Here is a 25,234-nt window from a genome sequence, read left to right as displayed (position 1 = left end):
CATCAATGGAGAAGGGAAGTACTGATGACAGTCGAGCAGCGTGACGAAGCCGCCGGCACCGCCGCGAACGGAGCGAGCGCTCCGAGGAACACGCGCCCGATGACCGGTGACGAGTACATCGAAAGCATCCGCGACGGCCGTGAGGTGTTCATCTACGGCGACAAGGTCGAGGACGTCACCACTCATCCGGCGTTCCGCAACTCGGTGCGCATGACCGCGCGGCTCTACGACGCGCTGCACGACCCGGACAGGCAGCGCGTGCTGACCGCACCCACCGACACGGGCAGCAGCGGGTTCACACATCCGTTCTTCCGCACCCCCCGCAGCCGCGAGGACCTGCTCGCCGACCGCGACGCGATCGCCGAGTGGGCGAAGATGACCTACGGCTGGATGGGCCGCAGCCCCGACTACAAGGCCGCGTTCCTCGGCACACTCGGCGCCAACGCCGACTTCTACGAACCCTTCGCCGACAACGCCCGCCGCTGGTACACCGAGTCACAGGAGAAGGTCCTGTACTGGAACCACGCGATCATCAACCCGCCGGTGGACCGCGACAAGAACCCCGACGACGTGAAGGACATCTTCATCCACGTCGAGGACGAGCGCGACGACGGCCTGATCGTGTCGGGTGCCAAGGTGGTCGCCACCGGCTCGGCCATCACCAACTACAACTTCATCGCCCACTACGGCCTGCCGATCAAGAAGCGCGAGTTCGCGCTCGTGTGCACCGTGCCGATGGGCGCCCCGGGCATGAAGCTCATCTGCCGCAACTCCTACGCCAACGTGGCGGACAGCACCTCCAGCCCGTTCGACTACCCGCTCTCGTCGCGCTTCGACGAGAACGACACGATCTTCATCCTCGACAAGGTGAAGATCCCGTGGGAGAACGTCTTCATCTACGGTGACGCCGAGAAGGCGAGCACGTTCTTCCCCGGTTCGGGCTTCCTGCACCGCTTCACCTTCCACGGCGTCACCCGCCTCGCCGTGAAGCTCGACTTCATCGCCGGGCTGCTGATGAAGGGCGTGGAGGCCACCGGCACCAAGGACTTCCGCGGCATCCAGACCCGCGTCGGCGAGGTCATCGGCTGGCGCAACATGTTCTGGGCGCTGTCCGACGCGATGGCCGCCAACCCGGACCAGTGGCAGGACGGCGCGGTGCTGCCGCACCTCGACTACGGCCTGGCCTACCGCTGGTTCATGACCATCGGCTACCCGCGCGTACGCGAGATCATCATGCAGGACCTCGGCAGCGGCCTGATCTACCTGCCCTCGCACGCGGACGACTTCAAGTCGCCCGAGACGCGCCCGTACCTCGACAAGTACGTGCGTGGCTCCAACGGCATCGACGCGATCGAGCGCGTGAAGCTGATGAAGCTGATCTGGGACTCCATCGGCAGCGAGTTCGGTGGCAGGCACGAGCTCTACGAGCGCAACTACTCCGGCAACCACGAGGGCGTGCGGGCGGAGCTGCTCTTCGCCGCCCAGCAGTCCGGTGCCGCCGACGCCATGAAGGGCTTCGCCGAGCAGTGCATGGCCGAGTACGACCTCGACGGCTGGACCGTTCCCGACCTCATGAGCACCAAGCGCTGAGCGAGGAGCAGACCATGACCAGCACCGACCAGTCCCCCACGGCGCGCGGCTCGGGCACGTCCGCGACGCAGGCGTTCCGGGCGAGCAGGCAGGAGCACACCGCCGCGGCGGTGTCGGCCGAGCGCGTCAGCTCGGTGGTCGGCCGGATCCTCGCCGGCGTGCACGACGCGATCCGCGCGGAGAAGGTGACCTACGACGAGTTCCAGGCCGCCAAGCAGTGGCTGATCGACCTCGGCGAGGGCGGCGAGTGGCCCCTGTTCCTCGACGTGTTCGTCGAGCACGTCGTCGAGGACGTCGCCGCGGAGACCCAGCAGGGCACCAAAGGCAGCATCCTCGGCCCGTACTACCTGCCGGGCCAGCGGAAACTGCCGTCCGTGGCGAGCCTGCCGGCCCGGCCCGGCGAGCAGGGCACGGCGCTGGTGTTCGCGGGACAGGTCCGCGACACCGACGGCAACCCGCTCGCCGGGGCCGAGCTCGACGTCTGGCACGCCGACTCGGAGGGCTACTACTCGGGCTTCGCGCCGCACCTGCCCGACGGCAACCTGCGCGGCGTCGTCGTCACGGACGGGCAGGGCCGGTTCGAGATCAGCACGGTGCAGCCCGCGCCGTACCAGATCCCGACCGACGGCCCCACCGGTCGGCTGATCGACGCCGCGGGCTGGCACCCGTGGCGGCCCGCGCACCTGCACCTCATCGTGCGCGCGCCCGGCTGCAGGCCGATCACCACCCAGCTGTACTTCGAGGGTGGCGAATGGCTCGACAGCGACATCGCTCAGGCGACCAAGCCCGAACTGGTGCTGACCCCGGTGGAGCAGGGCGACGGCACATTGCGCTCCGAGTACGACTTCGTGCTCGAGCGCGGGTGACCTCACCGTCCTTTCCGGACGGCCCTGGTCCCGGCGGCGAGAGCGGTCCCGCCGGGGCCAGGGTGACCATGAGGAGCTGACCATGACGGCACCGGCCACGGGCAGGCGGTCCCGGCTGTGGCGGGGGCTCGCCGAGCTGCCGCCCGGCCTGGGTCCCCAGGTGGTGACGATCGGCGTCTTCGACGGCGTCCACCGGGGCCACGCGCGGCTCATCGACCGCACGCTGGACGTCGGACGCGCGCTGCGCCTGCCGAGCATGCTCGTGACGTTCGATCCGCATCCGGCCCGAGTGGTCGGCGCGCCGAGGGACACCGCCGCGCTCAGCACCGCCGACCGCAGGGCCGAGCTGGCGTGGCGGCACGGCGTCGACGGCGTGTGCGTGCTGTCGTTCACGGAGGAGCTGGCACGGCTGAGCCCCGAGGCGTTCGTCGAGCGAATCGTCGTCGGCGCGCTGCGGGCCGCGGCCGTGGTGGTCGGCGTCAACTTCACCTTCGGCCACCAGGCCAGCGGTGACCTCGCGATGCTGCGGCGCCTCGGCGCCCAGCACGACGTCGACGTGCACGGGGTGGAGCTGCTGCCCGCCGCCGACGGCCGGACGCCGTGTTCGTCGACGCACATCCGGACGTGCCTCGCGCGCGGCGACGTCGAGGGCGCCGCGCGCGTACTCGGCCGACCGCACCGCGTCGAGGGCATCGCGCGGATGGTGGGCTGGCGCACCGGGGCGCTGACCGTCGAGCCGGGCACCGCACTGCCCGCGCCCGGCTCCTACCGCGCGCGGCTGTCCACCGGCGGCACCACGTTCGTCCAGATCACCGCCCACGGTCAGCTGCTGATCCGCACTCCCGCGCTGCCTCCGGGGCCGGCCGGGCTCGATTTCCTCTCCCGTGCTTGACCTCCAGCGTGCTGGAGGTGTGAACCTGGTCGGCATGGACACGACGACGAAGCCGGTCACCCCCGACGTCTGGAACACCGCCGAGCTCGACCTGGACGCCTACCTGGCGCGCGTCGGGCAGCGACGCGAGGCACCCTCGGCCGCGGCGCTCGCGGCCCTGCACGAGGCGCACGTGCGCACGATCCCGTTCGAGAACATCGATCCGCTGCTGGGCCGCTCGCCGTCACTGGACCTCGCCGACATCACGGCCAAGCTCGTGCACCGCCGCCGGGGCGGCTACTGCTACGAGCACAACCTGCTGTTCGCGGCCGTGCTGGAGCGACTCGGCTACGACGTGAACCGGCAGGCCGCGCGGGTGCAGCCCGACCACCCCGGCCCGAACACCCACATGAACCTGAGGGTGCGGGTGGACGGCGACGACTACCTCGCCGACGTCGGCTTCGGCGCGAGCATCATGCGCCCCATGCCGTTGTACGACGGCAGCGAACTCGACCAGGCGGGCTGGCCGCACCGGCTCACCGCCGAGGAGCGGGGCTGGCGGCTCCACAGGCTGAAGGACGGCGAGTGGAACGCGGAGTACGCGTTCGACGAGGCTCCGCAGCACCCGGTCGACTACGAGGTCTTCAACCACTACGTCGCCACGCACCCGCGCTCGCCTTTCACCGGCAGGCTCGTGGTGATGCGCCTGTCCGACCGCGTGTGCCGCAAGCTCATCGGCGAGCACCTCGTCGCCGAGTACGCGGACGGCACGGAGGAGAAGAGCACGGTGGCACCGGCCGACCTCGGCGCCACGCTGCGCTCGCTCGACCTGGACCTCGACCCCGCCGACCTCGAGCTGGTGCGCGAACGCTACACCGGGCAGAAGTGACCGGTCAGAGCTTCGTGTAGGTCAGGTGCAGCACGCCGCTGTCGAAGCGGCGCACGTCGGTGAGGTCGAACCGCTGGGGGCCGAACTCGCCGGAGAACAACGGGATCCCGGCACCCGCGACCACGGGGTGAAGCTTCACCACAAGCTCGTCGATCTCCGGGCGCAGTGCGCTCGCGAGGGTGGCGCCGCCGACGAGCCAGATGCCCAGGCCGTCGCGCCGCTTCAGCTCGCGCACCTTCTCCACCGGGTCGCCGGACACGAGGCGCACGGCCGGGTCCGGCGCCTCGGTCAGGGTGCGGGAGAAGACGTAGTGCTCCAGGTGCGGGTAGGCGTCGGTGATTCCGGCGTCGAGCCCGACCTGGTAGGAGGCGCGGCCCTCCACGACGGTGTCGAAGTGCTTGGGGGGCACGTCGAGGCCGAGCGCGGCGCGGGCGGGTCCCGGCAGGATGTCCGGCCAGTCGGTGAACTGCTCCCGCATGTGGTCGCCCTCCATGACGAAGAAGCCGTCGGGGCCGGAGGGGTCGCCGCCCCCGGGGCCCGCGATGACGCCGTCGATGGTCGACGCGACGAGGTAGGTCAGCTTGCGCATGCGGCGCTCCTTGGGGATTCGCGGTGTCAACCACTCTATTTGTAGTACTGTGTCCGGAGTGGTTGCAAGGGTTTTCCGCACGGAGGTCCGCTGGCATGGTCCGTAACGAGGCGAGAAGGACGGCCCTGGCCGACGCGGCCATCGAGGTGCTGGCCCGCGACGGCGCGCGCGGGCTGACGTTCCGGGCCGTCGACACGGAGGCGGGCGTGCCCGCGGGGACGGCGTCCAACTACTTCACCAGCCGCGACGACCTGCTGCATCAGGCCGGCCTGCACATTCACGTGCGGCTCACTCCGGCGCCGGAACGCATCGAGGAGCTGATGGCGGGGCCGCGCACGCGCGAGCTGGTGTTCCGGCTCATGCACGATCTGCGCGCCCGCATGCTCGCCGACCGGGCGGGGTACCTGGCGCTGCTGGAGCTGCGGCTGGAGGCGACGCGACGGCCCGCGCTGCGGACGGCGCTCACCGAGACGCTGCGGCGGAACCTCGCGGTCAACATCGGCTTCCACACCGACGCGGGGTTGCCGGGCGGGGCGGAGACCGTGCTGCTGCTGTACTTCGCGATGACCGGGCTGCTCGTGGAGCACCTGACCACCCCGGACGTGCTGGCGGGCCACGAGATCGACCGGCTCGTTGACCTGATCGTCGCGAGCGCGCTGCCGGAGTAGCTCACCCGCCGATATCGCGGGCGAGCAGGTCCTCCCCGGTCTCCCCGCGCACGAGCACCCTCGCCCGCCCGTCCGTGACGGCGACCAGCCGTGGACGGCCAACGAGGTTGTAGTTGGCAGGCGCACGCCCGTGGCGACCAGGTCGCCCGACTCGCAGTGCCTGCCGGCGATGGTCACCTCGCGCGTGGCCGCGCTCCCCCGGAGGCCCACGAGCCGGGCGGTGTAGGCGGCGCCGTAGAGCGCGGGGCGGGCGTTGCCGCTCATGCCGCCGTCGACGGCGATGAAGGTGTGTTTGACGGCGACCACGCGGTACAGCGTGATCCCGGCACGCGCGACCGATGCCCGGCTCGATCGCCAACCGCGGCTCGGGCAGCCGGTGCCTGCGGCACTCGTAGCGCACGGCAGCCCGGACCCGCGTGACAAAGCCCGCGAGGTCGAACTCCCGTCGCCCTCCCGGTAACGCACCGCGCGCCCTCGGCCGAGGTTCAGCACCACGGTCGCGATGCCGTGCTCGCCGTGGATCCCGGCCATCAGCCCGAGCAACCGCCTGGCCACCTCCTCGCAGGAGACGACACGCACCAGCTGAGAACCGAGGTGGCAATGGAGACCGGCCAGGCTGGGCGAACACCCGCCGCACGGCCTCGTCCGCCGCACCGGAGGCGAGGGAGAACCCGAACCTCTGGTCCTCGACACCGGCGCTGATCGCCGGGTGCGTGTGGCCGTCGACGCCGGGCGTGACGCGGACCAGCACCTGCTGCCGGTGGCTCACGAGCGCAGCGACCTGCTCGATCTCGTCGAACGAGTCGAGCACGATCCGCGCCGTGCCGTGGCGAGCGCGGCCTTGAGGTCCTCGGCCGTCTTGGCGTTGCCGTGCGGCGCGATGAGCTCGCCGGGGAGCCCTGCGGCACGGGCGACGGCGAGCTCACCGGCCGAGCAGACATCCAGCGCGAGCCCCTCCTCCCGCGGCCAGCGAGCGATCGCGTGGGTGAGCAGCGCCTTGCCCGCGTAGGAGACGTGCACGTCCGGTAGCGCCGCGCGGTAGCGGCGGCAGCGCAGCCGGACGTCGGCCTCGTCAACCACGTAGACCGGCGTGCCGAACGCGGCGGCGACGGCCGACATCGCCACCCGCCCACCACCAGGTCCTCGTGGTGGTCCACGCGCGCGCCCTGGGGCCAGAGGCCCTCGTCCAGCCGCGCCCGCACCAGCCGTCCGACACTCGGCACCAGCTCCGGCAACGTCATCGCATCCTCCCGTCCGCGATCGGTGTCGCAGCGGCGAGCCAACGCGAGGCGGGAGCCGCGGCGGGTGGACCCAGACGCCCTCCACACGGCCCGGGGAGATTTCTTGCGCTTTGCTACCGGCCGTGTCGAGAACGGCGTGACGGTTCCGTCCACCTCGTGAAGGCGCCACGATGGGCCGACCCACACGAGAGGAGACGATCATGACGCCGGACCAGGTCATCGAGGTGATGGACAAGCCGATCTCGCGGGAGCTGCTGGCGTCCTCGATCCCCGCGCGGTTCTCCTACGTGGGGCTCGACGGCGACCCGCGCGTGGTGCCGATCGGGTTCCACTGGAACGGCGCCGAGCTGGTCATCGCGACGGTGCCCACGTCCGCGAAGGTCAAGGCGCTGCGGGCCAACCCCAGGGTGGCGATCACGATCGACACCGACGGCTTCCCGCCGCGGGTACTGCTGGTGCGGGGCAGTGCACGCCTCGACGAGGTGGAAGGCATTCCCGAGGAGTACCTCGCGGCCGCGCACAAGGTCGTGCCCGACGACCAGTACGCGGAATGGGAGGCCGGCGTGCGTGCGCTGTACCAGCGGATGACCCGCATCACGGTGACGCCGGACTGGGCGAAGCTGCTGGACTTCGAGACCACCCTCCCCAAGGCCGTCGAGGATCTGGTGCGCGCGCAGCAGGGTTGAACGCTCACGAGGCGCACGTAATGCCGGGGATGCCCTTGAGCTCGCCGAGCAGCATCGAGCTGACGCGCACGGGATAGTCGTCGAGGGCGTAGCGGCGCTCTCCTCGCGCGCTGACGAGCCGCACCCTGACCGGGGTATCACCAGGGTGCGCGAGGAGGGTCTGCCTGAGTTCGAGCACCACGCTCTCGTCGAGGCGCTCGGCCGTCGCGAGCAGCGTGAGCGGGGGTTCCTCGTCGCCGGGGCCGATGTCGGAGAGGTCGAGCGGGATCAGCCCGCCGCCGAAGACCGACATCTTGTCCTCGCGCCAGTTCACCCGGCCCTTGACCACCACCGCGTTGTCCTCCACCAGATCGGCGGCGAACAGCGCGTAGGACTTCGGGAAGAACAACACCTCCAGCGAGGCGTCCATGTCCTCCACCGTGCAGATCGCCCAGGGCTCACCCTTCTTGTTCACCCGCCGCTCCAGCGACGTGATCAACCCGGCGATCTCGATCTCACCCTCCTTGGGCGGATCCGCCAGGATCGCCGCGATCGGCCGCTTGGCGTGCTTGCGCAACACCCGCTCCGCCCCGTCCAGCGGATGCGCCGACACATACAGCCCCAGCATCTCCCGCTCGTAGCCCAGCAGCTGCTTGCGCGGGTACTCCTCATCCTCGAACTTCAGATGCGCCAACGGCGACGACGCCGCCACCGGCACCGTGTCATCCCCACCGCCGAACAGGTCGAACTGGCCCATCGCCTCCTGCCGCTTGAGCGGCACCACCGCCTCGACCGCGTCCTCGTGCAACCGCACCATCGACAACCGCGTGTTGCCCAGCGAGTCGAACCCACCCGCCTTGATCAGCGACTCCAGCACCCGCTTGTTGCACACCACCAGCTCCGACTTGTCCAGGAAGTCGGTGAAACTGGAGTACTTGCCCTTCTCCTCGCGGGTCTTGATGACCGACTCCACCACGTTGGCGCCCACGTTGCGCACCGCACCCAGCCCGAACCGGATGTCGTCCCCGACCGCGGCGAACCGCAGCCCCGACTCGTTCACATCCGGCGGCAGCACCTTGATCCCCAGCCGGCGGCACTCCGACAGATACACCGCCGACTTGTCCTTGTTGTCCCCCACCGACGTCAGCAACGCCGCCATGTACTCCGCCGGATAGTTCGCCTTGAGGTACGCCGTCCAGTAGCCCACGAGCGCGTAGCCGGCGGCGTGCGACTTGTTGAACGCGTACCCGGCGAACGGGAGGATCGTGTCCCACAGGGCGTGCACGGCCTCGGTCGAGAACCCCTTGGCGCGCATGCCCTGCTCGAAGCCTTCGAACTCCTTCTCCAGTACCTCCTTCTTCTTCTTGCCCATCGCGCGGCGCAGCACGTCCGCGCGGCCCATCGAGTACCCGGCGACCTTCTGCGCGATCTGCATGATCTGCTCCTGATAGACCACCAGGCCGTGCGTCTCGGCCAGGATGTCCCGCAGGGGTTCCGCGAGCTCCGGGTGGATCGGCTCGACGGCCTGCCGTCCGTTCTTGCGGTCGGCGTAGTTGTTGTGCGTGTTCATCGCCATCGGGCCCGGCCGGTACAGCGCGTTCACCGCGATGATGTCGTCGAAGCCCGTCGGGCGCAGGCGGCGCAGCAGGTCGCGCATGGCGCCACCGTCGAGCTGGAACACACCGAGGCTGTCGCCCCGCACGAGTAGCTCGTACGTGGCCGCGTCGTCCACGGTGAGCCGGTCGAGGTCGATCTCCTCGCCCCGGTTGGCCTTGATGTTGTCGAGCGCGTCGCCGATGACGGTGAGGTTGCGCAGCCCGAGGAAGTCCATCTTCAACAGGCCGATGGCCTCACAGGACGGGTAGTCCCAGCCCGTGATGATCGAACCGTCGTCGCGCCGCCACAGCGGGATGGTGCCGAGGAGGGGTTCCGCCGACATGATCACGGCGCAGGCGTGCACGCCCGCGTTGCGGATCAGGCCCTCCAGGCCACGGGCCGTGTTGAAGATCGTCGCCACGTCCTCGTCGTGTTCGAGGAGGGCGCGCACCTCGGCCGCTTCCGGGTAGCGCTCGTGCTCGGGGTCGACAATCCCGGAGAGCGGGATGTCCTTGGCGGCCACGGGCGGAGGGAGGGCCTTCGAGATCCGGTCGGCGAGGGCGTACCCGGGCTGGCCGTAGTGCACGCGTGCGGCGTCCTTGATGGCGGCCTTGGTCTTGATGGTACCGAAGGTGATCACCTGGGCGACCCGCTCGGCGCCGTACTTCTCCGTCGCGTAGCGGATCATCTCGCCGCGGCGACGGTCGTCGAAGTCCATGTCGATATCCGGCATCGAGGTGCGCTCGGGGTTGAGGAATCGCTCGAAGAGCAGGCCCAGTTCGAGGGGGTCGAGGTTGGTGATGCCCAGCGCGTAGGCGACGAGCGAGCCGGCCGCGGAGCCCCGGCCGGGGCCGACGCGGATTCCCACGCGGCGGGCGTGGTTCATCAGGTCCGCGGTGATGAGAAAGTAGGCGGGGAAACCCTTCTCGGTGATCACCTCGATCTCGTACTCGGCCCGCTCGACGTACTCGAGTGGTACGCCGCCGGGCAGACGCCACTGGAGTCCTCGCATCACCTCCGTGTGCAGCCACGTCGCCGGCGTCTCGCCGTCGGGGACGCCGAACTCGGGCATGCGGTCCTTGTGGGTGTAGACGTCCTCGTACGACTCCACCCGCTCGGCGATCAGCAACGTGGAATCCGCAGCCCCCGGGACCTCCTTGTCCCAGTACTCGCGCATCTCCCGCGCCGACTTCAGGTAGTAACCATCACCGTCGAACTTGAACCGGTTCGGGTCGTTGAGCGTCTTACCCGACTGCACACACAGCAACGCCGAATGCGAATCCGCCTGATCCTTGGTCACATAGTGCGAGTCGTTGGTCGCCAGCGGCCGCAGATTCAACTGCCTGCCGATCTCCAGCAGCCCCTCCCGCACCGACCGCTCGATCGGCAACCCGTGATCCATCAACTCCAGGAAGAAGTTCTCCGCCCCGAAGATGTCCTTGTAATCCGACGCCGCCTGCAACGCCTCGGCCTTCTGCCCCAGCCGCAACCGCGTCTGCACCTCACCCGACGGACACCCCGTCGTGGCGATGATCCCGTCCGCGTTCTCCGCGATCAGCTCCCGGTCCATCCGCGGCTTGCGGTAATACCCCTGAATCGAGGCCAGCGACGACAACTTGAACAGATTCCGCAACCCCGCCGCGTTCGCCGCCAGCATCGTCATGTGCGTATACGCACCACCACCGGAGACGTCGCCACCCTCACCGAACTCGTCCGCACCCCGCTGACTCGACTGCCCCCAGAACACCGGCTTCTTGTGAAACCGCGACTCCGGCGCGATATACGCCTCGATCCCGATGATCGGCTTGATCCCGGCCTTCTTCGCCTGCTGGTAGAACTCATCCGCCCCGTACATGTTGCCGTGGTCGGTCATCCCCACCGCCGGCATCTCCAACCGAGACGCCTCCGCGAACAACGGAGCGATCTTCGCCGCACCATCGAGCATCGAATACTCGGTGTGCACATGCAGGTGGACGAACGAGCTCACGGCTGCTCCCTTGTCGTGGTCGCGGGTCTGCCGCATTCGACCGCAAGCGGGTGGATCGCGTCCAACAACCGACACGCACGGTGGACAACGTGTGGTTGTCGGCGGAGGCTGACAACCATGTCGAGCCAGAAGAGCAAGCAGTCCGCCGCGCAGCGCTTGCCCAGCGCGGTCTACGAGCGCGAGCTGACCCGGTTGCAACAGGAGCTGAACAAGCTGCAGGAGTGGGTGCGCAGCGAGGGCGCACGCGTGGTGATCGTCTTCGAGGGGCGAGACGCGGCGGGCAAAGGCGGCACGATCCGGCGGTTCACCGAGCGGCTCAACCCCCGTGTCGCGCGTATCGTCGCCCTGCCCGCGCCGACCGAGCGAGAGCAGACGCAGTGGTACTTCCAGCGCTACGTCGAGCATCTTCCCGCGGCGGGCGAGATCGTGCTGTTCGACCGCAGCTGGTACAACCGCGCGGGCGTCGAGCGGGTGATGGGTTTCTGCACTCCCGAACAGTATCGGCGGTTCCTGCAGCAGTGCCCGATCTTCGAGCGGTTGCTCGTCGGGGACGGGATCCTGCTGCGAAAGTACTGGTTCTCCGTGAGCGCCGCCGAGCAGGAACGGCGTTTTCGCGCGCGACTGGACGATCCGCTGCGCCGGTGGAAATTGTCGCCGATCGACCTGGAGTCCATGTCGCGGTGGGACGACTACTCGCGCGCGAAAGACGACATGTTCGTGCACACCGACACCGAGGAAGCGCCCTGGTACGTAGTGGAAAGCGAGGAGAAGCGACGGGGCCGGATCAACATGATCGCACACTTGCTCTCCAGCATTCCTTACCAGGACGTGGAACAGCGGGTGCTGACCTTGCCCAAGCGGCCTGCCGGCGGCGGGTACGAGCGGGCGGACCGAGCTTTGCAGCGTTATGTGCCCGATCATTTCGCGACGCTGCTTACCTGACCCGGGGGCGTGCTAGTCGTCAACCGCCCCTTCGGTGCTGTCGGCTGACGCGAAATGTCCTTTCGCGATACTTTTTCCCACGGAACACGGTGGTCGTGGCGGATTCACCCGAATCGGCTAGCAGTAGAGGTCTACGTGCGATGCTACGGTCGCGACGTGGGGGAAATCACTGAAATCATCGCGCTCGAACGACAACGCGCGAGAATCGAAGCCAAGCAATATCAGGCCATAGCCGCACTCGCAGAGCAACGGGACGATGTCGCGGAGGAACTGGCACTGGGCCTGTCCATAACCGTCCACAAAGCACAGAGGATGGTCGCGCTCTCGATCATGCTCGCCCATCGGCTACCGGCGACCTTCGCCGCGATGAGACGCGGGGACATCGACTCGGCCAAGGCCGCCGCCATCGCCGAGCCGACCGCGTGGCTCAGCGACGAGCACGTCCGGCAGGTCGACGTTCTGATGGCCGAGCGGCTGGCGGGCAGGAATCCGGGCCAGTTGCGACGAACCGTCGCACGGGTGGTGCACCGCGTCGATCCCGACGGCGCGGCGGCGCGCGCGCAGGCCCGGCGCCGTGACCGGAAAGTGGAACTGCTGCCCGGTTGCGACAGCATGTCCACGCTCGTCGCGGACCTGCCCGTCGAAACCGCCTCCGCCGCCTACACCCGGGTGGACCGCCTCGCCCGCCGGCTCCGCGGGCGCGACGAGACCCGCACCCTCGACCAGCTTCGCGCGGACGTGTTCGCCGACATCATCCTCGGGTCGCCGGGTGACGCGAGTGGCGCCAAGGCAGAGATCTTCGTCTACGTCGACGCCAAGACCCTCGCCGGAGCCGACGATCAGCCCGCCGAGCTCGCCGGGTACGGGCCCATCCCGGGATGGCTGGCGCGGCAGATCGCCTACGACCCCGGCTCCACCTGGCGGCGCATCGTCACCGACCCACTCGACGGCCAGCCCATCGACGTGGGGCGGCAACGCTATCGACCACCGGCGTCCACGGACCGGTTCGTGCGGGTGCGCGACCGGGAGTGCCGTTTTCCCGGCTGCCACCGTCCCGCGCAGCTCGGCGACAACGACCACCACAGGCCCTGGGGACGACACGGCCGCACCGACACCGACCAGCTCATCAACTACTGCCGCCGGCACCACCGGCTCAAAGACAAAACCGGCTGGCGCTACGACCTCGACATCGAGACCGGAGTCCTGACCGTCACCACACCCTCAGGCAAGCGATACCGCAAGGCACCGGCTCGTGTGTCAGGGTGAACGGTATGACTGTCCACCATCCGATATTCGCGCGGTTCTACTCCCGGCTGAGCCGGGCCCTGGAGCGCGGCGGCATGGCCGAGCATCGGCAGGCGTTGCTGGCCGGGTTGAGCGGCACCGTGCTGGAGGTCGGCGCGGGCAACGGGCTGAACTTCGCGCACTACCCCGGCACGGTCGACCGGGTCATCGCGGTCGAGCCGGAGCCGCACCTGCGGCAACTGGCGGAAAGCGAGTCGAGGAAAGCCGCGGTGCCGGTCGAGGTGGTCGACGGTGTCGCCGAACGGCTGCCCGTCGAAGACGGCAGTGCCGACGCCGTGGTCGCGTCGCTCGTGCTGTGCTCGGTGCCCGACCAGGCGGTGGCACTGCGGGAGATACACCGAGCGCTGGTGGCGGGCGGAAAGCTCCGCTTCCTGGAACACGTGAAGGCCGACACGCCCGCGATGGTGCGGGTGCAGCGGCTGCTCGACGCGACCTTCTGGCCCCGCATGGCGGGCGGTTGCCACGCGGGTCGGGACACGGCCGCCGCGATCGAGGACGCGGGGTTCGAGATCGAAAGGCTGGACCGGTACCGCTTCCCGGACGCCCGGACACCGTTCTCGTCGCACATCAGTGGGGTCGCGGTGCGCTCCTGACATGGGTCGTTTACCGAGCGCAGCGACGGGGCACCCCGGGCAGGACACCGCTTGTCAAGGAGGTGCACGATGCCCCAGCAGGCTTGGAGCAAGAAACGCGAGCGCCAGTACGAGCACATCAAGTCCTCGCAGAAGAAGCGCGGCGCCGGCGAAGACAGGGCCGAGGAGATCGCGGCGCGCACTGTGAACAAGAACCGCGCGCAGTCCGGTGAGTCGAAGCGGGCGAGCCGAACGTCCACGAAGGACATGTCCCCGCAGCGACGCGGCGGCAAGCGGTCCGGCAACCGGCAGGGGCCGGGTGGGCCGACGCGCGATCAGCTCTACAACGAGGCGAAGCAGCGCAACATTCAGGGCCGTTCCAAGATGACGAAGAAGGAACTGGAAAAGGCCCTCGGCCGCTAGCGCCGCCCGTGGACGACGGCGACGCGCAAGCCGAAGCAGAACCGCCGGCACGCCGTGCGCTCGTCGGTGAGAAGACCATCCGCCCACACCGGTCACGCTGCTCGCCCGTCGCCGGGTCGCCCGCCCAGGAGGCCCTACGCGGCGGAGCCCACAGCCGTTCCTACGTCACCGGCGCGCCGCAGCGTGCTCCCGCGTGCTGTGCCGAGGCCGCACGACGGCATGTTGCCGTAGACGGTCTCGTACTCACCGGCCTTCACGAGATAGGTCTCGTGCCAGATGCCGACACCCTGGCCGTAGCGGCTCACCCGCCGCCAGTAGTTCTTGGCGGCGGGATGAGCCGCGGCGGTCTCGGCGGCGAACCCCTTCAACTCCCCGAAGCCGCATTCCGCGTCGTCCGCTGAGGTCACGGAACCCCGCGAGGGATTGCCCTGGGCTCACGCGCGCGCCGATGAGGAAGAGCACGAAGTGACCCTCGATCTCAGCCGACCACTTGGCTCGGTCTCTCGCGGACTCGCCCGATTCGGCCAGTCGTCACGTATTCCCGCCAAGCCGTTACGAGCCGGTGGAGGCGGGTCTTTCAGTCACCGCGGAGCACGGCCCGCAGGCGGGTATTGAACGCAGCCGGTTCCCCGGCGAAACCGACATGATCGCCGGGGAACAGTGTCGGCGCGATGCCGAGGCCATCGGCCAGCGCGAGGGAGGTGCGCTCGCAGAGCTGGCCGCCCGATTCCTCGCCGATGCCCACGACGACCCTCGGCGAGCCCGAGCGCAGGCGATCGAAGTCGGGTACCCAGCGTGTCGTCGCGCGCAGCATGTGGGCGTACTGGAAGCGGGCGTCGGCGGCCTCCTGCGGGCTCTGCTCGCCACCGAACATCTGCTCGACGACCTCGTCGGGCAGCTGGATGTTGGCCACGGCGAGGAACTTCCGTCCCGCGCCGAGCGAGTCGCCCGCGAGGTAGGTGGCGATGATGTCCTCGGTGCGCTCCCTCAGCTGCTCACGGTCGGCGAGTAGCTCGTTGAGCGGCGGCTCGTGGGCGATCACGGTGTGCACCTGCTCCGGGTGGGCCTGCGCGAGGGCGAGCACGCTGACGGCTCCGCCGCTGGAGCCCAGCACGGCGGCCGGGCCGGCGCCGAGGTGGGTCAGCAGGCGGGACAGGTCGCCGGCGCGCTGCTCGGGGGTGGAGTCGCGGGTGGGGTCGTCGACCTGGCTGCGGTTGATGCCCCTCGGGTCGGTGGTGAGCACGGTGTGGTCGGTGGCGAGCAGGTCGGCGAGCGGCTCGAACGAGCGCGCGTCCATCGGGGCGCCGACCAGCACGACGACGGGGCCGCTGCCCCGCACCTCGTAGTACAGCGTGGCGTCGGGAACCCGCAGCGTGCCGGTGGTGACGGTGGCGGTGGTGTGGTTCATCGGGGTCCTCCCTGTGGAGCTGGAAAAGGCGTTGTCGACGTACGTGACCGCCGCGATGGGGCAGAATCATCGCTCGTGACCCAGATTTCCGAGTCCGATCTCGCCAGCGCGCGCGAGGGTGACGACGCGGCCTTCACGCGGCTGGTCGAGCCGCTGCGCCGCGAGCTGCACGCGCACTGTTATCGCATGCTCGGCTCGGTGCACGACGCCGACGACGCGCTGCAGGACGCGCTGTTGCGCGCGTGGAAGGGCCTCTCCCGGTTCGAGGGGCGCAGCTCACTGCGGTCGTGGCTCTACACGGTGGCCACGCGGACCTGCCTGGACACGGTGGCGAGCCGGGGCAGACGCGCGCTGCCGGTGGACCTCGGCCCGGCGAGCGAGCAGGCCGTGACCGGCGACCCTCCGCGCACCGACGTCGCGTGGCTCGGCCCCTACCCGGACACGGCGCTCGGCGAGGGCGCGCTCAGCGCGCACGCCGCGTACGAGCAGCGGGAGGCCGTGGAACTCGCGTTCGTGGCCGCGTGCCAGCATCTGCCCGGCAACCAGCGGGCCGCGCTGCTGCTGTTCGAGGTGCTCGGCTTCTCGGCGGCGGAGATCGCCGAGATGATGCGCACGACCACCGCGTCGGTCAACAGTGCGCTGCAGCGGGCGAGGAAGATCGTGGCCGAGAAGGTGCCGGACGTGTCGCAGCAGCGGACGCTGCGTTCGCTCGACGACGCCAGGGTGCGGGAGATCGTCGCCGGCTACACGACGGCGCTCGAACGGGGCGACGCCGACGCGCTGCTCGCACTGCTCACCGAGGACGTCACGTGGTCGATGCCGCCGCTGCCGCACTGGTACCGCGGTCTCGGGCCGGTGACCGACTTCGCCGTGCGGGTGCCGCTGGGCAGCTGCGGCAGCTGGCGGCACCTGCTCACGAGCGCGAACGGCCAGCCCGCCGTGGGCGCGTACCTGTGGGACGACGCGCTGGGCGGGCACGCTGGCTGGTCGATCACGGTGCTGACTCTGCGCGGCGAGCGGATCTGCGAGCTGACCACGTTCATCGGCGCGGAGCACCTCGCCGCGTTCGGGCTCCCCGCGTCGCTGGACTGACGGATCAGAGAATCCCGGCGACCCACATGAGGCCGATGAGGACCAGCCAGATCGTCAGCCCGAGCAGCGCGCGCAGCCAGAGTTGTTTGAGCACCGGTCACAGCCCGAGTGCGTCGACGACGAGCAGGACCGAGAGGAAGCCGAAGAACACGAACGACACCGCCAGGACGGCCATGCGGACCCACCCGGTGCGGATCGGCTTCGGTAGTGCCTTGCGGTTCAGCAGCATCAGCAGTCCCGAGTAGATGAACATCTGCACGCCCGCGATCGAGGACGAGATCACGACGAGCAGGAACGGCTGGTCCACACCCGACACGAGGATCACGGAGCCGACCGCGATCATCAGCCACACGAACGCGGCGTAGATCTTGCTCTCGGACCAGAACGTGCTGTCCTTCAACGCGTTGATCTTGAGCTGGTCGGCGATCAGCCTGCACGTGTAGTCGATGATGCCGAGGTTCGTGGAGAACAGGGCGAACACGGCGGCGCACCAGAACGCGGTGCCGAACCACGGCGCGACGGAGTCCTGCAGGATCTGGCCCTCGAGGAACAGGAAGGCGAGGTCCTCCTCGTTCACCGTACCGACCGGCAGGGTCGAGTAGGCGAGCACCGCCATCACCACGAGAGTCACGACGCCGATGAGGAAGAAGGTGATGAACTGCTCCCAGTTGGCGACCTTCCACCAGCCGCGCCAGCGGCGCATGTTCTCCGTGTCGGTCGGGAAGACGTAGCCCAGCGAGGGGCGGGCCTCCTCGTGCCCGGTGACGGGGGAGACGATCCTCGGCATGTGCTGGCCCATGCCCATGCCCTTGTCGCGGATGTAGTTGCTCTGCACGAGGTTGTTGGCCCCGCCGGCGCCGGCGAAGGCGAGGGCGCCGAGCAGCAGCGCGATACTGAGGCCCTCGTGGCCGATGGGGAAGCCGATGTCGCCGATGCCCTCGGTGACGAGCGACCCCCACGCGTCGGCTGTCGTGGCGGCGGGGATCGCGACGATGACGAAAAGCATGATCAGGCCCACCAGTACGCCCTGGATCTTCTCGACCCATTGGTACACGACCGGTGACAGGGTGAGCGTGATGCCGATGGCGACCAGCGCCGCGATCGTGATCGGCACGATGGGCGCGTCCTCACCGAGGTCGAACACGAACGACACGGCCGTGGCGGCGCCCGTGGCCCAGCCGGGCCAGAAGTTCTGGAAGAGCGCGAACAGAATGAACAGCCACCACCAGGGCTTCCACAGCCGCGCGAAGCCGGTGATCGCCGTCTCCCCCGTGGCGAGCGTGTAGCGCTCGATCTCCATGTTGAGGAAGAACTGGATGCCGAAGCCCACGACCGCGGCCCACATGAACGTGAAGCCGACCTGCGAGGTGATGTAGGGCCAGAGGATCATCTCCCCCGAGCCGATGGCCGTCGCGAGGATGATCACGCTCGCGCCGGTGATCTTGCGCAGTCTCACCGGTTCCGGCAGGTCCCGGAACTCGACCGGCGGCAGGTGCCTGCTCGGCAGGGTCGGTTGTTCTCGCTTCGGGCCACCGGTTTGCGTCATACGGCTGCCTCATCTCACCGCAGGTGGTAAATCCCAACCAGTCCGCGCAGCGCCCAGACAGGGTGACGCAGCTCACCCGATCGTGTCAATAGCGTAGTCGCACCGGTCCCGGCCGCCACCGGCTCCACAGTGGACCGCGACCGCCCGGCTGGCCGGTCGTGGCAAGCTGGCGTGATGACCGCACCGGACGCGAAGGCCCACCTCCACCGCTACCTCCAGATCGCCCGCGACGCACTCCTCTGGAAGCTCGACGGGCTCTCCGAGTACGACGTCCGCCGCCCGCTGACCCCGACGGGAACGAACCTGCTCGGCCTGGTCAAGCACCTCACCGGCTGCGAGCTCGGGTACTTCGCGGACACCTTCGGCCGGCCGTTCGGTGAAACGCTGCCCTGGCTCACCGACGACGCGGAGCCGAACGTGGACATGTGGGCGACGGCCGAGGAGTCGCGCGCTGGCCTCGTCGCGCTGTACCGGCGGGTGTGCGCGCACGCGGACACCACGATCGAGACGCTGGAGCTCGACTCTCCCGGCCGGGTGCCGCACTGGCCCGGCGGCCGGGGTGACGTGACACTGCACCAGGTCCTGGTGCACATGATCGCCGAGACCCACCGCCACGCGGGGCACGCCGACATCGTCCGCGAGCTCATCGACGGCGCCGCGGGGCTGCGGGCCGACGTCGACAACCTGGCCCCCGGCGACCAGCGCTGGTGGTCGGAGTACCGGGAGCGGGTGGAGCAGGCGGCCAGGGAGGCGGCGAACCGCTGAGCGGTGCAACCCTCCGCGCCCGCGGCACCGTCTGGGGTATGTCGGTGCCGAGGCCGGAGGGAGCCCCGCGATGATCCGCCGTACGGGACGTACCGTCCTGCTCGTTCTCGCCGTGCTGGCGCTGGTGCCCGTCGCGGTGGTGCTGTCGGCACCCGCGGCGCACGCCTGCTCGTGTGCCGAGAGCACCGACGCCGCGCGGTTCGCCCGCGCGGACGCGGTGTTCACGGGCACGGTGACCGGCCGGGAGCAGGGCACGCCGGAGAACGTCCACGTCGACACGGCGACGTTCGCGGTCACGCGGGTCTACAAGGGACAGGCACGCGCGACCCAGCAGGTCGAGACCCCCGGTAGCGCCAACAGCTGCGGGCTGTCGCTGAGCGGAGCGACGCTGGTGTTCGCCCAACGGAACCCGGAGCCGGAGGGCCGCCTGTCCACCGCCCCGTGCGACGGCACCCGTCCGGCCGGCCTCGCGAACAACCTCCCGTTCGGCGAGGGGCGGACACCGCTGCCCGGCGGCGACGTGCGGCTCGGCGAGCCGGACACCCCGGCCCCCCTGCTGTGGGGCGGGGTGGCGCTGGCCGCCGTCGTGCTGGGCGGCGCGGGATGGCTCATCGCGCGCCGCCGCTACTCCTGAGCTACTCCGACGGCTCCAGCGGCCCCGTCTCGGTCAGCGCGCCCCCGGCGAGCCGCAGCCAGCGGTTCACCCCGATCTCGGCGAGGAACCGGTGGTCGTGGCTGACTACCACGAACGCGCCCCGGTAGGAGTTCAGGGCACCGGTCAGCTGCCGCACGCTGGGCAGGTCGAGGTTGTTGGTGGGCTCGTCGAGCAGCAGCAGCTGCGGCGCGGGCTCGGCGCACAGCACGCACAGCAGGGTCGCGCGCAGCCGCTCGCCACCGGAAAGGGCGCCCACCGGCAGGTCCGCCCGCTCCGCGCGGAACAGGAAGCGGGCCAGCAGGTGCATGGTCTCGGTGGTGGGCTTGCCGGGCGCGAACGCGCGCAGGTTCTCCGCCGTGCTGCGCTCCAGATCGAGCAGGTCGAGCCGCTGTGACAGGTAGGCGACCCGGCCGTGCGCCCTGCTCATCACCCCGCTGTCGGGTTCGGCCAGACCGGCCACGACCCGCAGCAGCGTCGACTTGCCCGCGCCGTTGGCGCCGGTGAGCGCGATTCGCTCGGGGCCGCGGATCGCGAGGTCCAGTCCGTCGCCCGCGAACAGCGCACGGCCGTCGTGACGCACCTGGATCCGCTCGCCGTGGAACACGGTCCGCCCGGCGGGAACCAGGGTGTCCGGCAGGGACAGGGCCATCGTCTCGTCCTCGCGCAGCGCACGGTCGGCTTCGTCCACTTTGGCCTTGGCGCCCTCGACGCGCTGGGAATGCACGTCGTCCGCCTTGGCCGCGGACTCCTGGGCGCGCCGCTGCAGCATGCCCCGCACGATCCTCGGGATGTCGGCGTTGTTGCGCGCGCCCGCGCTCGCGCGGCGGGCGGCCCGCTCGCGGGCCTGCTGCAGCTCCCGCTTCTCGCGCTTGAGCTCCTGCTCGGCGCTGCGCAGGTTCTTCTCCGCGACCTCACGCTCGGCCTGTTTCGCCGCCTCGTACTCGGTGAAGTTCCCGCCGTAGCCGCGCAGCCGGCCGGGTTCGAGCTCGGCGATCCGGTCCATCCGGTCGAGCAGCTCCCGGTCGTGGCTCACCAGCAGCAGGCAGCCCTTCCAGTCGCCGAGCACGGCGTGCAGGCGGGTCCTCGCCTCGCGGTCGAGGTTGTTGGTGGGCTCGTCGAGCACGAGCACGTCGGGCCGTTTCAGCAGCTGCGCGGCGAGGCCGAGGGAAACGACCTGGCCGCCGCTGAGGGTTCCGAGCCTGCGGTGTAGCGCGACGTCGGCGAGCCCGAGCCGGTCCAGCTCGGCGCGGGCCCGCTCCTCGATGTCCCAGTCGTTGCCGATCGTGGTGAAGTGCTCCTCGCTCGCGTCACCCGCCTCGATGGCGGCCAGCGCACGGACGACCGGGGCGATCTCCAGCACGTCGGCCACGGTCGGCTCACCGTCGAGCGGCAGCGTCTGCGGCAGGTAGCCGAGCACACCGTCGACAGTGACGGACCCGGCCGAGGGCACGTACTCGCCCGCGATCAGCTTGAGCAGGGTGCTCTTGCCCGCCCCGTTGGGTGCGACGAGGCCGGTGCGGCCCGCCCCGACCGTGAAGCCGAGGTTCTCGAACACCGGGGTGCCGTCGGGCCAGGAGAAGGACAGGCCGGAACACACGATGAAAGTCTTGGACACGAAGGAAAGTCCTCACGCGCGATGCGGGCAGCGGCAAGCCACCCGGGATGGATCAGGGGAAAGAGGACACGACCGATAGCGGTGCCGCCTGATGGCGGGCACCGCCGGCCGGACCGGGTATCACCCGGAGATGTCGTCCTCGGCCACCATGGGCGCGCACTCCCTGAGACTCTCGCGCGACGCGATCACACCGGTCTCGACCATAGCCGACGGACCGGGCGGACGAACAACGGGATCGCGGCCCAGCACGCGAACGCCCACTGCGTCACGAACGCTACCGGGATCGACACGAGGAACGCCACAGCCGTAACGGCCGACCCGGAGACGGCGTGCCGGAACATGCGCACCGGTGTGCCGTCCCGTACGTGCCCGGCGCGCTTCACGTGCCGCACCAGCGCCAGGAAGATCAGGCTCAGGGCGGCTTGGATAAACGCGTAGAACCCGAACCGCGCCTGGAAGGCGCCGTCCCCGCTGAGCACCTCCGTCGCAAACGGGGTGAGCACCATCAGGAACAACCAGCAGGCCGTGAGCACGCCCACCACGCGGTCGGTGCCCACGACATGGCGGAACACGCGGTGATGACCGGACCAGCGCAGAAAGATGACCACGAAGCTGATGCCGAACGCGAGGTAGTCGTCCCAATGCTCCCCCGCCGAGCTCAGCAGGTCGGCGTTGGTGCGCCCTTGCGGCACGGGCAATCCCAGCGCGAGCAAGGTGATCGCGATCGCCACCACCGCGTCGGTGAACAGCTGCTGCCGCTGCACCGCGGCCGCCTCGCCCTCGTCTGCCGGCACCAGGCCAGTGTCGCGGAGGCCCACCCCCCCGGGGGAAGTCGGCGAGCGCCGCAGCGTGGACCCGTGCGGCGGTTACGGGCAGCGACAGGATCGCACGGGGGTCTGCTCGTGGAACGTAAGCCGCCACTGTGCGTTCTGCTGGGCGTACACGCTCACGCAGTCGGCACGGTAGGGTTCGGACCGGCCGTGCTCCCGCGCGACGACGCGGTAGGACACCGCCGCCACCACGTCGGCGAGCGGCATGACCTTCGGCCGCAGCAGCCGGTACTCGGCCCATCTCGGCATGGTCAGCCAGTACTCGAGCGCGCGCGTGCGGTCCAGCCATTCGCCGGGAAGGAACAGCACCGCGTCGGCGGTGAGCAGCCGGTCGTAGAAGGTCTTGGCGTGCCTCGACCCAGCGAGCGCCCAGCCCTGGCGCTCCAGCCCGAGTATCGCCGCCTCATCCATGCGCAGGGCCCACCTCAGGTTCCGCCGGAACGCACCGGTGGGCCACAACGCCACTGCCGCATCGCGGAATTGTTGCACAGTGCGACATAAACCGGGCGGCTCGCGCGAAGCCGGGTGCACAATCGTTCAAGACGTGCGGGCCCGCTGCTCGCTAGAACCACCTCACCAGCGGATCGTGAGGAGTGGCATGGGACTGGACCGGAGTGACCAGGTGCGGCTGGGGTTCGCCGGGCTCGGGGTGATGGGCGCGCCGATGGCGCTCAACCTCGTGCGCGCGGGGACGCCGCTGGTGGTCTGGAACCGCACGGCGGCGGCCTGCGATGCCGCCGTGGCGGCGGGCGCCCGCCGGGCGAGCGGACCCGGCGAGCTGTTCGACCTCGCCGACGTGGTGCTGCTGATGCTCGCCGACGAGACGGCCGTGGACGCCGTGCTGGCCCGGGGCACCGCGGAGTTCGGCCCGCGGGTGCGTGGCCGCACGGTCGTGCATCTGGGCACGGTTCCCGCGGCGTACTCGCGGCTGCTCGACGCGGAGATCGGGGCCGAGGGTGGTGCGTACGTCGAGGCGCCCGTGTCGGGCTCGCGCGGGCCCGCGGAGGCCGGCGAGCTGGTGGTGATGCTGGCCGGCGCGGAGGCCGACGTGGCCCGGGTGCGGCCGCTGCTCGCCCCGCTGTGCGCGGCGGCGTTCGACTGCGGCTCCGTGCCCGGTGCGCTGCTGCTGAAGTTCGCGGTGAACCTGTTCCTGATCACGATGGTCACCGGGCTGGCCGAGGCGTTCCACTTCGCCGAGGGGCACGGGCTCGACGTCGCCGCGCTGGCCCGCGTGCTCGAGGCGGGCCCGATGTCCTCGGCCGTCTCGCGGACCAAGGCCGCCAAACTCGTCGCCGGTGACTTCGCGGTGCAGGCATCGATCACGGACGTGCTGAAGAACAACCGCCTGATCGCGGGGGCCGCTCGGGAGGCGGGGCTCGCCTCGCCGCTGCTGGACGCGTGCCATGCCCTCTACGCGGACACGGCACGCCTCGGCCACGGCGGCGCCGACATGGCCGCCGTCGTCAGAGCGATCGAGGCCCGCACCGCGGGAAAGGAGCACGGGTGAGCGCCCCGGTCGCCGTCGTCACCGGCGGCTCACGCGGGATCGGCCGGTGCGTGGCCGAACGGCTCTGCCGCGACGGGTTCACCGTGGTGTTCACCCACACGAGCTCCCCGGCCGACGCCGCCAACGTCGAGCGCGTCACCGGCGGCCAGGCCGTGGGGGTCCGGCTCGACGTCACCGCCGGTGACGCTCCCCGGCGCCTGTTCGACACGGCGTCGAGCCTCGGCGACGTGACCGCCCTGGTGAACAACGCCGGCATCACCGGCAGGATCGGGCCCTTCACCGCACTGACCGACGAGGACCTGCGCGCCGTGGTGGACGTCAACCTCGTCGCCCCGGCGCGGCTCTGCCGCGAGGCCGCCCGGCGCTGGGACGGCACGGCAGACCGCGCGATCGTCAACGTCTCGTCAGTGGCCGCGCGCACGGGCTCCCCGGGCGAGTACGTCGTCTACGCGGCGGCGAAGGCGGGCGTGGAGGCACTGACCGTGGGGCTGGCGAGGGAACTCGGCCCGGCGGGCGTGCGGGTCAACGCGGTCGCACCGGGCACCACCGACACCACGATCCACGCCCGTGCCGGGGAACCGGGCCGGGCCCAGCGCGTCGCCGCCGCCGTGCCGCTCGGCCGCCCCGGCAGGCCGGAGGAGATCGCGGAGGCGGTGGCGTGGCTGCTCTCCCCCGCCGCGTCCTACGTCAACGGCGCCGTGCTGGGCGTCGCGGGCGGGCTCTGAGCGGCACCGGCCGTCGCGGCCTTCCACGCCGCGGGAGTCAGTCCGTAGGCGCGCTTGAACATGCGGGTCAGGTGGCTCTGGTCGGCGAACCCCGCGAGCACGGCGACCTCGCTCAGCGGGTGCCCCGCCCGTATCAGACCACGAGCGAGGTCGAGCCTGCGCATCGTGCGGAACCGGGTGGGGCTGGTACCGAACGCCGCGCGGAACTGCCGTGCGATCGTCCACCGGTCCAGCCCGGCGACCCGCTCCAGGTCCTCGACCGGATGCCACGTCGCCGGGTCGTCGAGCAGCAGCGCCCGCACCCGCCGCAGCGCGGCGAGGTCGAGCGCCGCCCGCGAGCGGGGCCCGCCCGCGTGCCGGGCGAGCAGGTCGGCGATCGCGGACGTGAGCTCGGCGGCCGCCAGCTCGTCGAGTGGCTCGTCGATGTGGCGCAGGTAGGCCCCGAGCGCGCGATCCGGCGGGGCCGGGCGGAGCACGGGATCGGCGACGAACGGTAGCGGCCGCCCGCCGAGCGCGTCCTGCACGAGTGCGGGGTCGAGGTAGACGATCCGGTAGCCGAAGCCGTCGTCGGTGCCGGGAGCTCCGTCGTGCGGCTCGTCGGGGTGCAGCACGTGCCACTCGCCGGGCAGGCAGTGCCGCTGCTCGCCGCGGTAGCGGAACGTCTGCACGCCGGCGAGTGTCACGCCGATCGCGTAGGTGTCGTGCCGGTGCGGCGCGAACGCCTCACCGCGCAGCGCGGCCTCGAGCCGCTCGATGCCGGCCGCGCCGCCGCCGAACCGCAGCCGGTGCCCTCCGGACAGCGCCGCGGGCAGGTGGTCGCACAACGCTTCAAGACCGCCGGGGCCCGGCGCGCCTACGTTCGGCCGCATCCACCGACACTAGAGGAC

General features: G+C 70.3%; 24 protein-coding genes and 1 pseudogene. 15 read left to right on the top strand and 10 right to left on the bottom strand.

Translation table 11 applies throughout. The features are described 5' to 3' along the window. The first annotated feature begins 24 nt into the window (after positions 1–24). The 4 genes from BA062_RS07925 to BA062_RS07910 all read left to right on the top strand — a co-directional run bounded on the left by BA062_RS07925 (position 25) and on the right by BA062_RS07910 (position 4,216). Complete coding sequence (locus tag BA062_RS07925) at positions 25–1,590, top strand: 4-hydroxyphenylacetate 3-hydroxylase family protein (RefSeq protein WP_425452873.1); 1,566 nt, start codon at positions 25–27, stop codon at positions 1,588–1,590. A 14-nt stretch (positions 1,591–1,604) separates the two neighbouring features. Next, the gene (catA, locus tag BA062_RS07920; RefSeq protein WP_110335420.1) at positions 1,605–2,456 is read left to right on the top strand and encodes a catechol 1,2-dioxygenase; all 852 of its coding nucleotides are present in this window, start codon (positions 1,605–1,607) and stop codon (positions 2,454–2,456) included. Positions 2,457–2,538: 82 nt separating this feature from the next. Then, on the top strand, positions 2,539–3,348 hold the full coding sequence (locus BA062_RS07915; RefSeq protein WP_110335419.1) for a cytidyltransferase: 810 nt from the start codon (positions 2,539–2,541) through the stop codon (positions 3,346–3,348). A gap of 34 nt (positions 3,349–3,382) precedes the next feature. Beyond that, complete coding sequence (locus tag BA062_RS07910) at positions 3,383–4,216, top strand: arylamine N-acetyltransferase family protein (protein WP_110337073.1); 834 nt, start codon at positions 3,383–3,385, stop codon at positions 4,214–4,216. A 4-nt stretch (positions 4,217–4,220) separates the two neighbouring features. On the opposite strand, the gene BA062_RS07905 is transcribed toward BA062_RS07910, so the two are convergent. Further along, complete coding sequence (locus tag BA062_RS07905; RefSeq protein ID WP_110335418.1) at positions 4,221–4,805, bottom strand: dihydrofolate reductase family protein; 585 nt, start codon at positions 4,803–4,805, stop codon at positions 4,221–4,223. A 95-nt stretch (positions 4,806–4,900) separates the two neighbouring features. Here BA062_RS07905 and BA062_RS07900 point away from each other — a divergent pair, with 95 nt between their 5' ends. Then, positions 4,901–5,473: a TetR/AcrR family transcriptional regulator gene (locus BA062_RS07900; protein WP_110335417.1), complete on the top strand. Its 573-nt coding sequence runs from the start codon at positions 4,901–4,903 to the stop codon at positions 5,471–5,473. A gap of 1 nt (position 5,474) precedes the next feature. On the opposite strand, the pseudogene BA062_RS41285 reads toward BA062_RS07900, so the two are convergent. Beyond that, a pseudogene (locus BA062_RS41285) lies at positions 5,475–6,714 on the bottom strand (diaminopimelate decarboxylase family protein). A gap of 200 nt (positions 6,715–6,914) precedes the next feature. Between BA062_RS41285 and BA062_RS07890 the strand changes: the two are divergent. Further along, positions 6,915–7,400 (top strand): pyridoxamine 5'-phosphate oxidase family protein, encoded by a 486-nt coding sequence (locus BA062_RS07890; RefSeq protein WP_110335416.1) that lies wholly within the window; start codon positions 6,915–6,917, stop codon positions 7,398–7,400. Between the two features lie 4 nt (positions 7,401–7,404). On the opposite strand, the gene dnaE is transcribed toward BA062_RS07890, so the two are convergent. Next, complete coding sequence (gene dnaE, locus BA062_RS07885; protein WP_110335415.1) at positions 7,405–10,998, bottom strand: DNA polymerase III subunit alpha; 3,594 nt, start codon at positions 10,996–10,998, stop codon at positions 7,405–7,407. Positions 10,999–11,079: 81 nt separating this feature from the next. Here dnaE and ppk2 point away from each other — a divergent pair, with 81 nt between their 5' ends. The 4 genes from ppk2 (at position 11,080) to BA062_RS07865 (ending at position 14,204) form a co-directional block, all read left to right on the top strand. Continuing rightward, on the top strand, positions 11,080–11,904 hold the full coding sequence (gene ppk2 / locus BA062_RS07880) for a polyphosphate kinase 2 (protein WP_110335414.1): 825 nt from the start codon (positions 11,080–11,082) through the stop codon (positions 11,902–11,904). Positions 11,905–12,060: 156 nt separating this feature from the next. Next, positions 12,061–13,170, top strand: coding sequence for an HNH endonuclease signature motif containing protein (locus BA062_RS07875; RefSeq protein WP_245959725.1), 1,110 nt, complete (start codon positions 12,061–12,063; stop codon positions 13,168–13,170). 5 nt (positions 13,171–13,175) lie between these two features. Continuing rightward, a complete protein-coding gene (locus BA062_RS07870; protein ID WP_110335412.1) occupies positions 13,176–13,802 on the top strand; it encodes a class I SAM-dependent methyltransferase in 627 nt (208 codons plus the stop codon). A gap of 69 nt (positions 13,803–13,871) precedes the next feature. Further along, positions 13,872–14,204, top strand: coding sequence for a plasmid stabilization protein (locus BA062_RS07865; protein ID WP_110335411.1), 333 nt, complete (start codon positions 13,872–13,874; stop codon positions 14,202–14,204). 134 nt (positions 14,205–14,338) lie between these two features. Here BA062_RS07865 and BA062_RS07860 read toward each other — a convergent pair whose 3' ends face one another. Further along, a complete protein-coding gene (locus tag BA062_RS07860) occupies positions 14,339–14,611 on the bottom strand; it encodes a monooxygenase family protein (RefSeq protein ID WP_110335410.1) in 273 nt (90 codons plus the stop codon). A gap of 170 nt (positions 14,612–14,781) precedes the next feature. Then, a complete protein-coding gene (locus BA062_RS07855) occupies positions 14,782–15,612 on the bottom strand; it encodes an alpha/beta fold hydrolase (RefSeq protein ID WP_110337071.1) in 831 nt (276 codons plus the stop codon). Between the two features lie 75 nt (positions 15,613–15,687). Here BA062_RS07855 and BA062_RS07850 point away from each other — a divergent pair, with 75 nt between their 5' ends. After that, the gene (locus tag BA062_RS07850; RefSeq protein WP_210406800.1) at positions 15,688–16,704 is read left to right on the top strand and encodes a sigma-70 family RNA polymerase sigma factor; all 1,017 of its coding nucleotides are present in this window, start codon (positions 15,688–15,690) and stop codon (positions 16,702–16,704) included. 97 nt (positions 16,705–16,801) lie between these two features. On the opposite strand, the gene BA062_RS07845 is transcribed toward BA062_RS07850, so the two are convergent. Then, on the bottom strand, positions 16,802–18,250 hold the full coding sequence (locus BA062_RS07845; protein WP_110335409.1) for an Nramp family divalent metal transporter: 1,449 nt from the start codon (positions 18,248–18,250) through the stop codon (positions 16,802–16,804). Between the two features lie 174 nt (positions 18,251–18,424). Here BA062_RS07845 and BA062_RS07840 point away from each other — a divergent pair, with 174 nt between their 5' ends. Together BA062_RS07840 and BA062_RS07835 are read left to right on the top strand one after the other, a co-directional pair. Next, positions 18,425–19,015: a DinB family protein gene (locus tag BA062_RS07840; protein ID WP_110335408.1), complete on the top strand. Its 591-nt coding sequence runs from the start codon at positions 18,425–18,427 to the stop codon at positions 19,013–19,015. A 70-nt stretch (positions 19,016–19,085) separates the two neighbouring features. Further along, positions 19,086–19,649, top strand: a complete 564-nt coding sequence (locus BA062_RS07835) for a hypothetical protein (protein ID WP_110335407.1) — start codon at positions 19,086–19,088, stop codon at positions 19,647–19,649. A gap of 1 nt (position 19,650) precedes the next feature. Here the strand turns inward: BA062_RS07835 and BA062_RS07830 are convergent, their stop codons facing one another. From BA062_RS07830 to BA062_RS07820, 3 genes are all read right to left on the bottom strand, one after another. Then, positions 19,651–21,285, bottom strand: a complete 1,635-nt coding sequence (locus BA062_RS07830; RefSeq protein ID WP_110335406.1) for an ABC-F family ATP-binding cassette domain-containing protein — start codon at positions 21,283–21,285, stop codon at positions 19,651–19,653. A gap of 185 nt (positions 21,286–21,470) precedes the next feature. After that, positions 21,471–22,079, bottom strand: coding sequence for a TMEM175 family protein (locus BA062_RS07825; protein ID WP_210406799.1), 609 nt, complete (start codon positions 22,077–22,079; stop codon positions 21,471–21,473). A 72-nt stretch (positions 22,080–22,151) separates the two neighbouring features. Then, positions 22,152–22,526, bottom strand: a complete 375-nt coding sequence (locus BA062_RS07820) for a nuclear transport factor 2 family protein (protein ID WP_146240010.1) — start codon at positions 22,524–22,526, stop codon at positions 22,152–22,154. A gap of 187 nt (positions 22,527–22,713) precedes the next feature. On the opposite strand from BA062_RS07820, the gene BA062_RS07815 reads away from it, so the two are divergent. Both BA062_RS07815 and BA062_RS07810 read left to right on the top strand, forming a co-directional pair. Beyond that, complete coding sequence (locus tag BA062_RS07815; RefSeq protein ID WP_210406798.1) at positions 22,714–23,622, top strand: NAD(P)-dependent oxidoreductase; 909 nt, start codon at positions 22,714–22,716, stop codon at positions 23,620–23,622. Beyond that, a complete protein-coding gene (locus BA062_RS07810; protein ID WP_110335404.1) occupies positions 23,619–24,347 on the top strand; it encodes an SDR family NAD(P)-dependent oxidoreductase in 729 nt (242 codons plus the stop codon). Before BA062_RS07815 ends, BA062_RS07810 begins: the two co-directional genes overlap by 4 nt. On the opposite strand, the gene BA062_RS07805 is transcribed toward BA062_RS07810, so the two are convergent. After that, positions 24,305–25,216 (bottom strand): AraC family transcriptional regulator, encoded by a 912-nt coding sequence (locus BA062_RS07805; protein WP_110335403.1) that lies wholly within the window; start codon positions 25,214–25,216, stop codon positions 24,305–24,307. The genes BA062_RS07810 and BA062_RS07805 overlap by 43 nt on opposite strands. Positions 25,217–25,234 lie beyond the last annotated feature (18 nt).

It is taken from the genome of Prauserella flavalba (assembly GCF_003202235.1).
Classification (GTDB): domain Bacteria; phylum Actinomycetota; class Actinomycetes; order Mycobacteriales; family Pseudonocardiaceae; genus Prauserella_A; species Prauserella_A flavalba.
The sequence above is the reverse complement of the archived record's forward strand: the minus strand, read 5'-3'. Positions and strand labels throughout refer to the sequence as shown.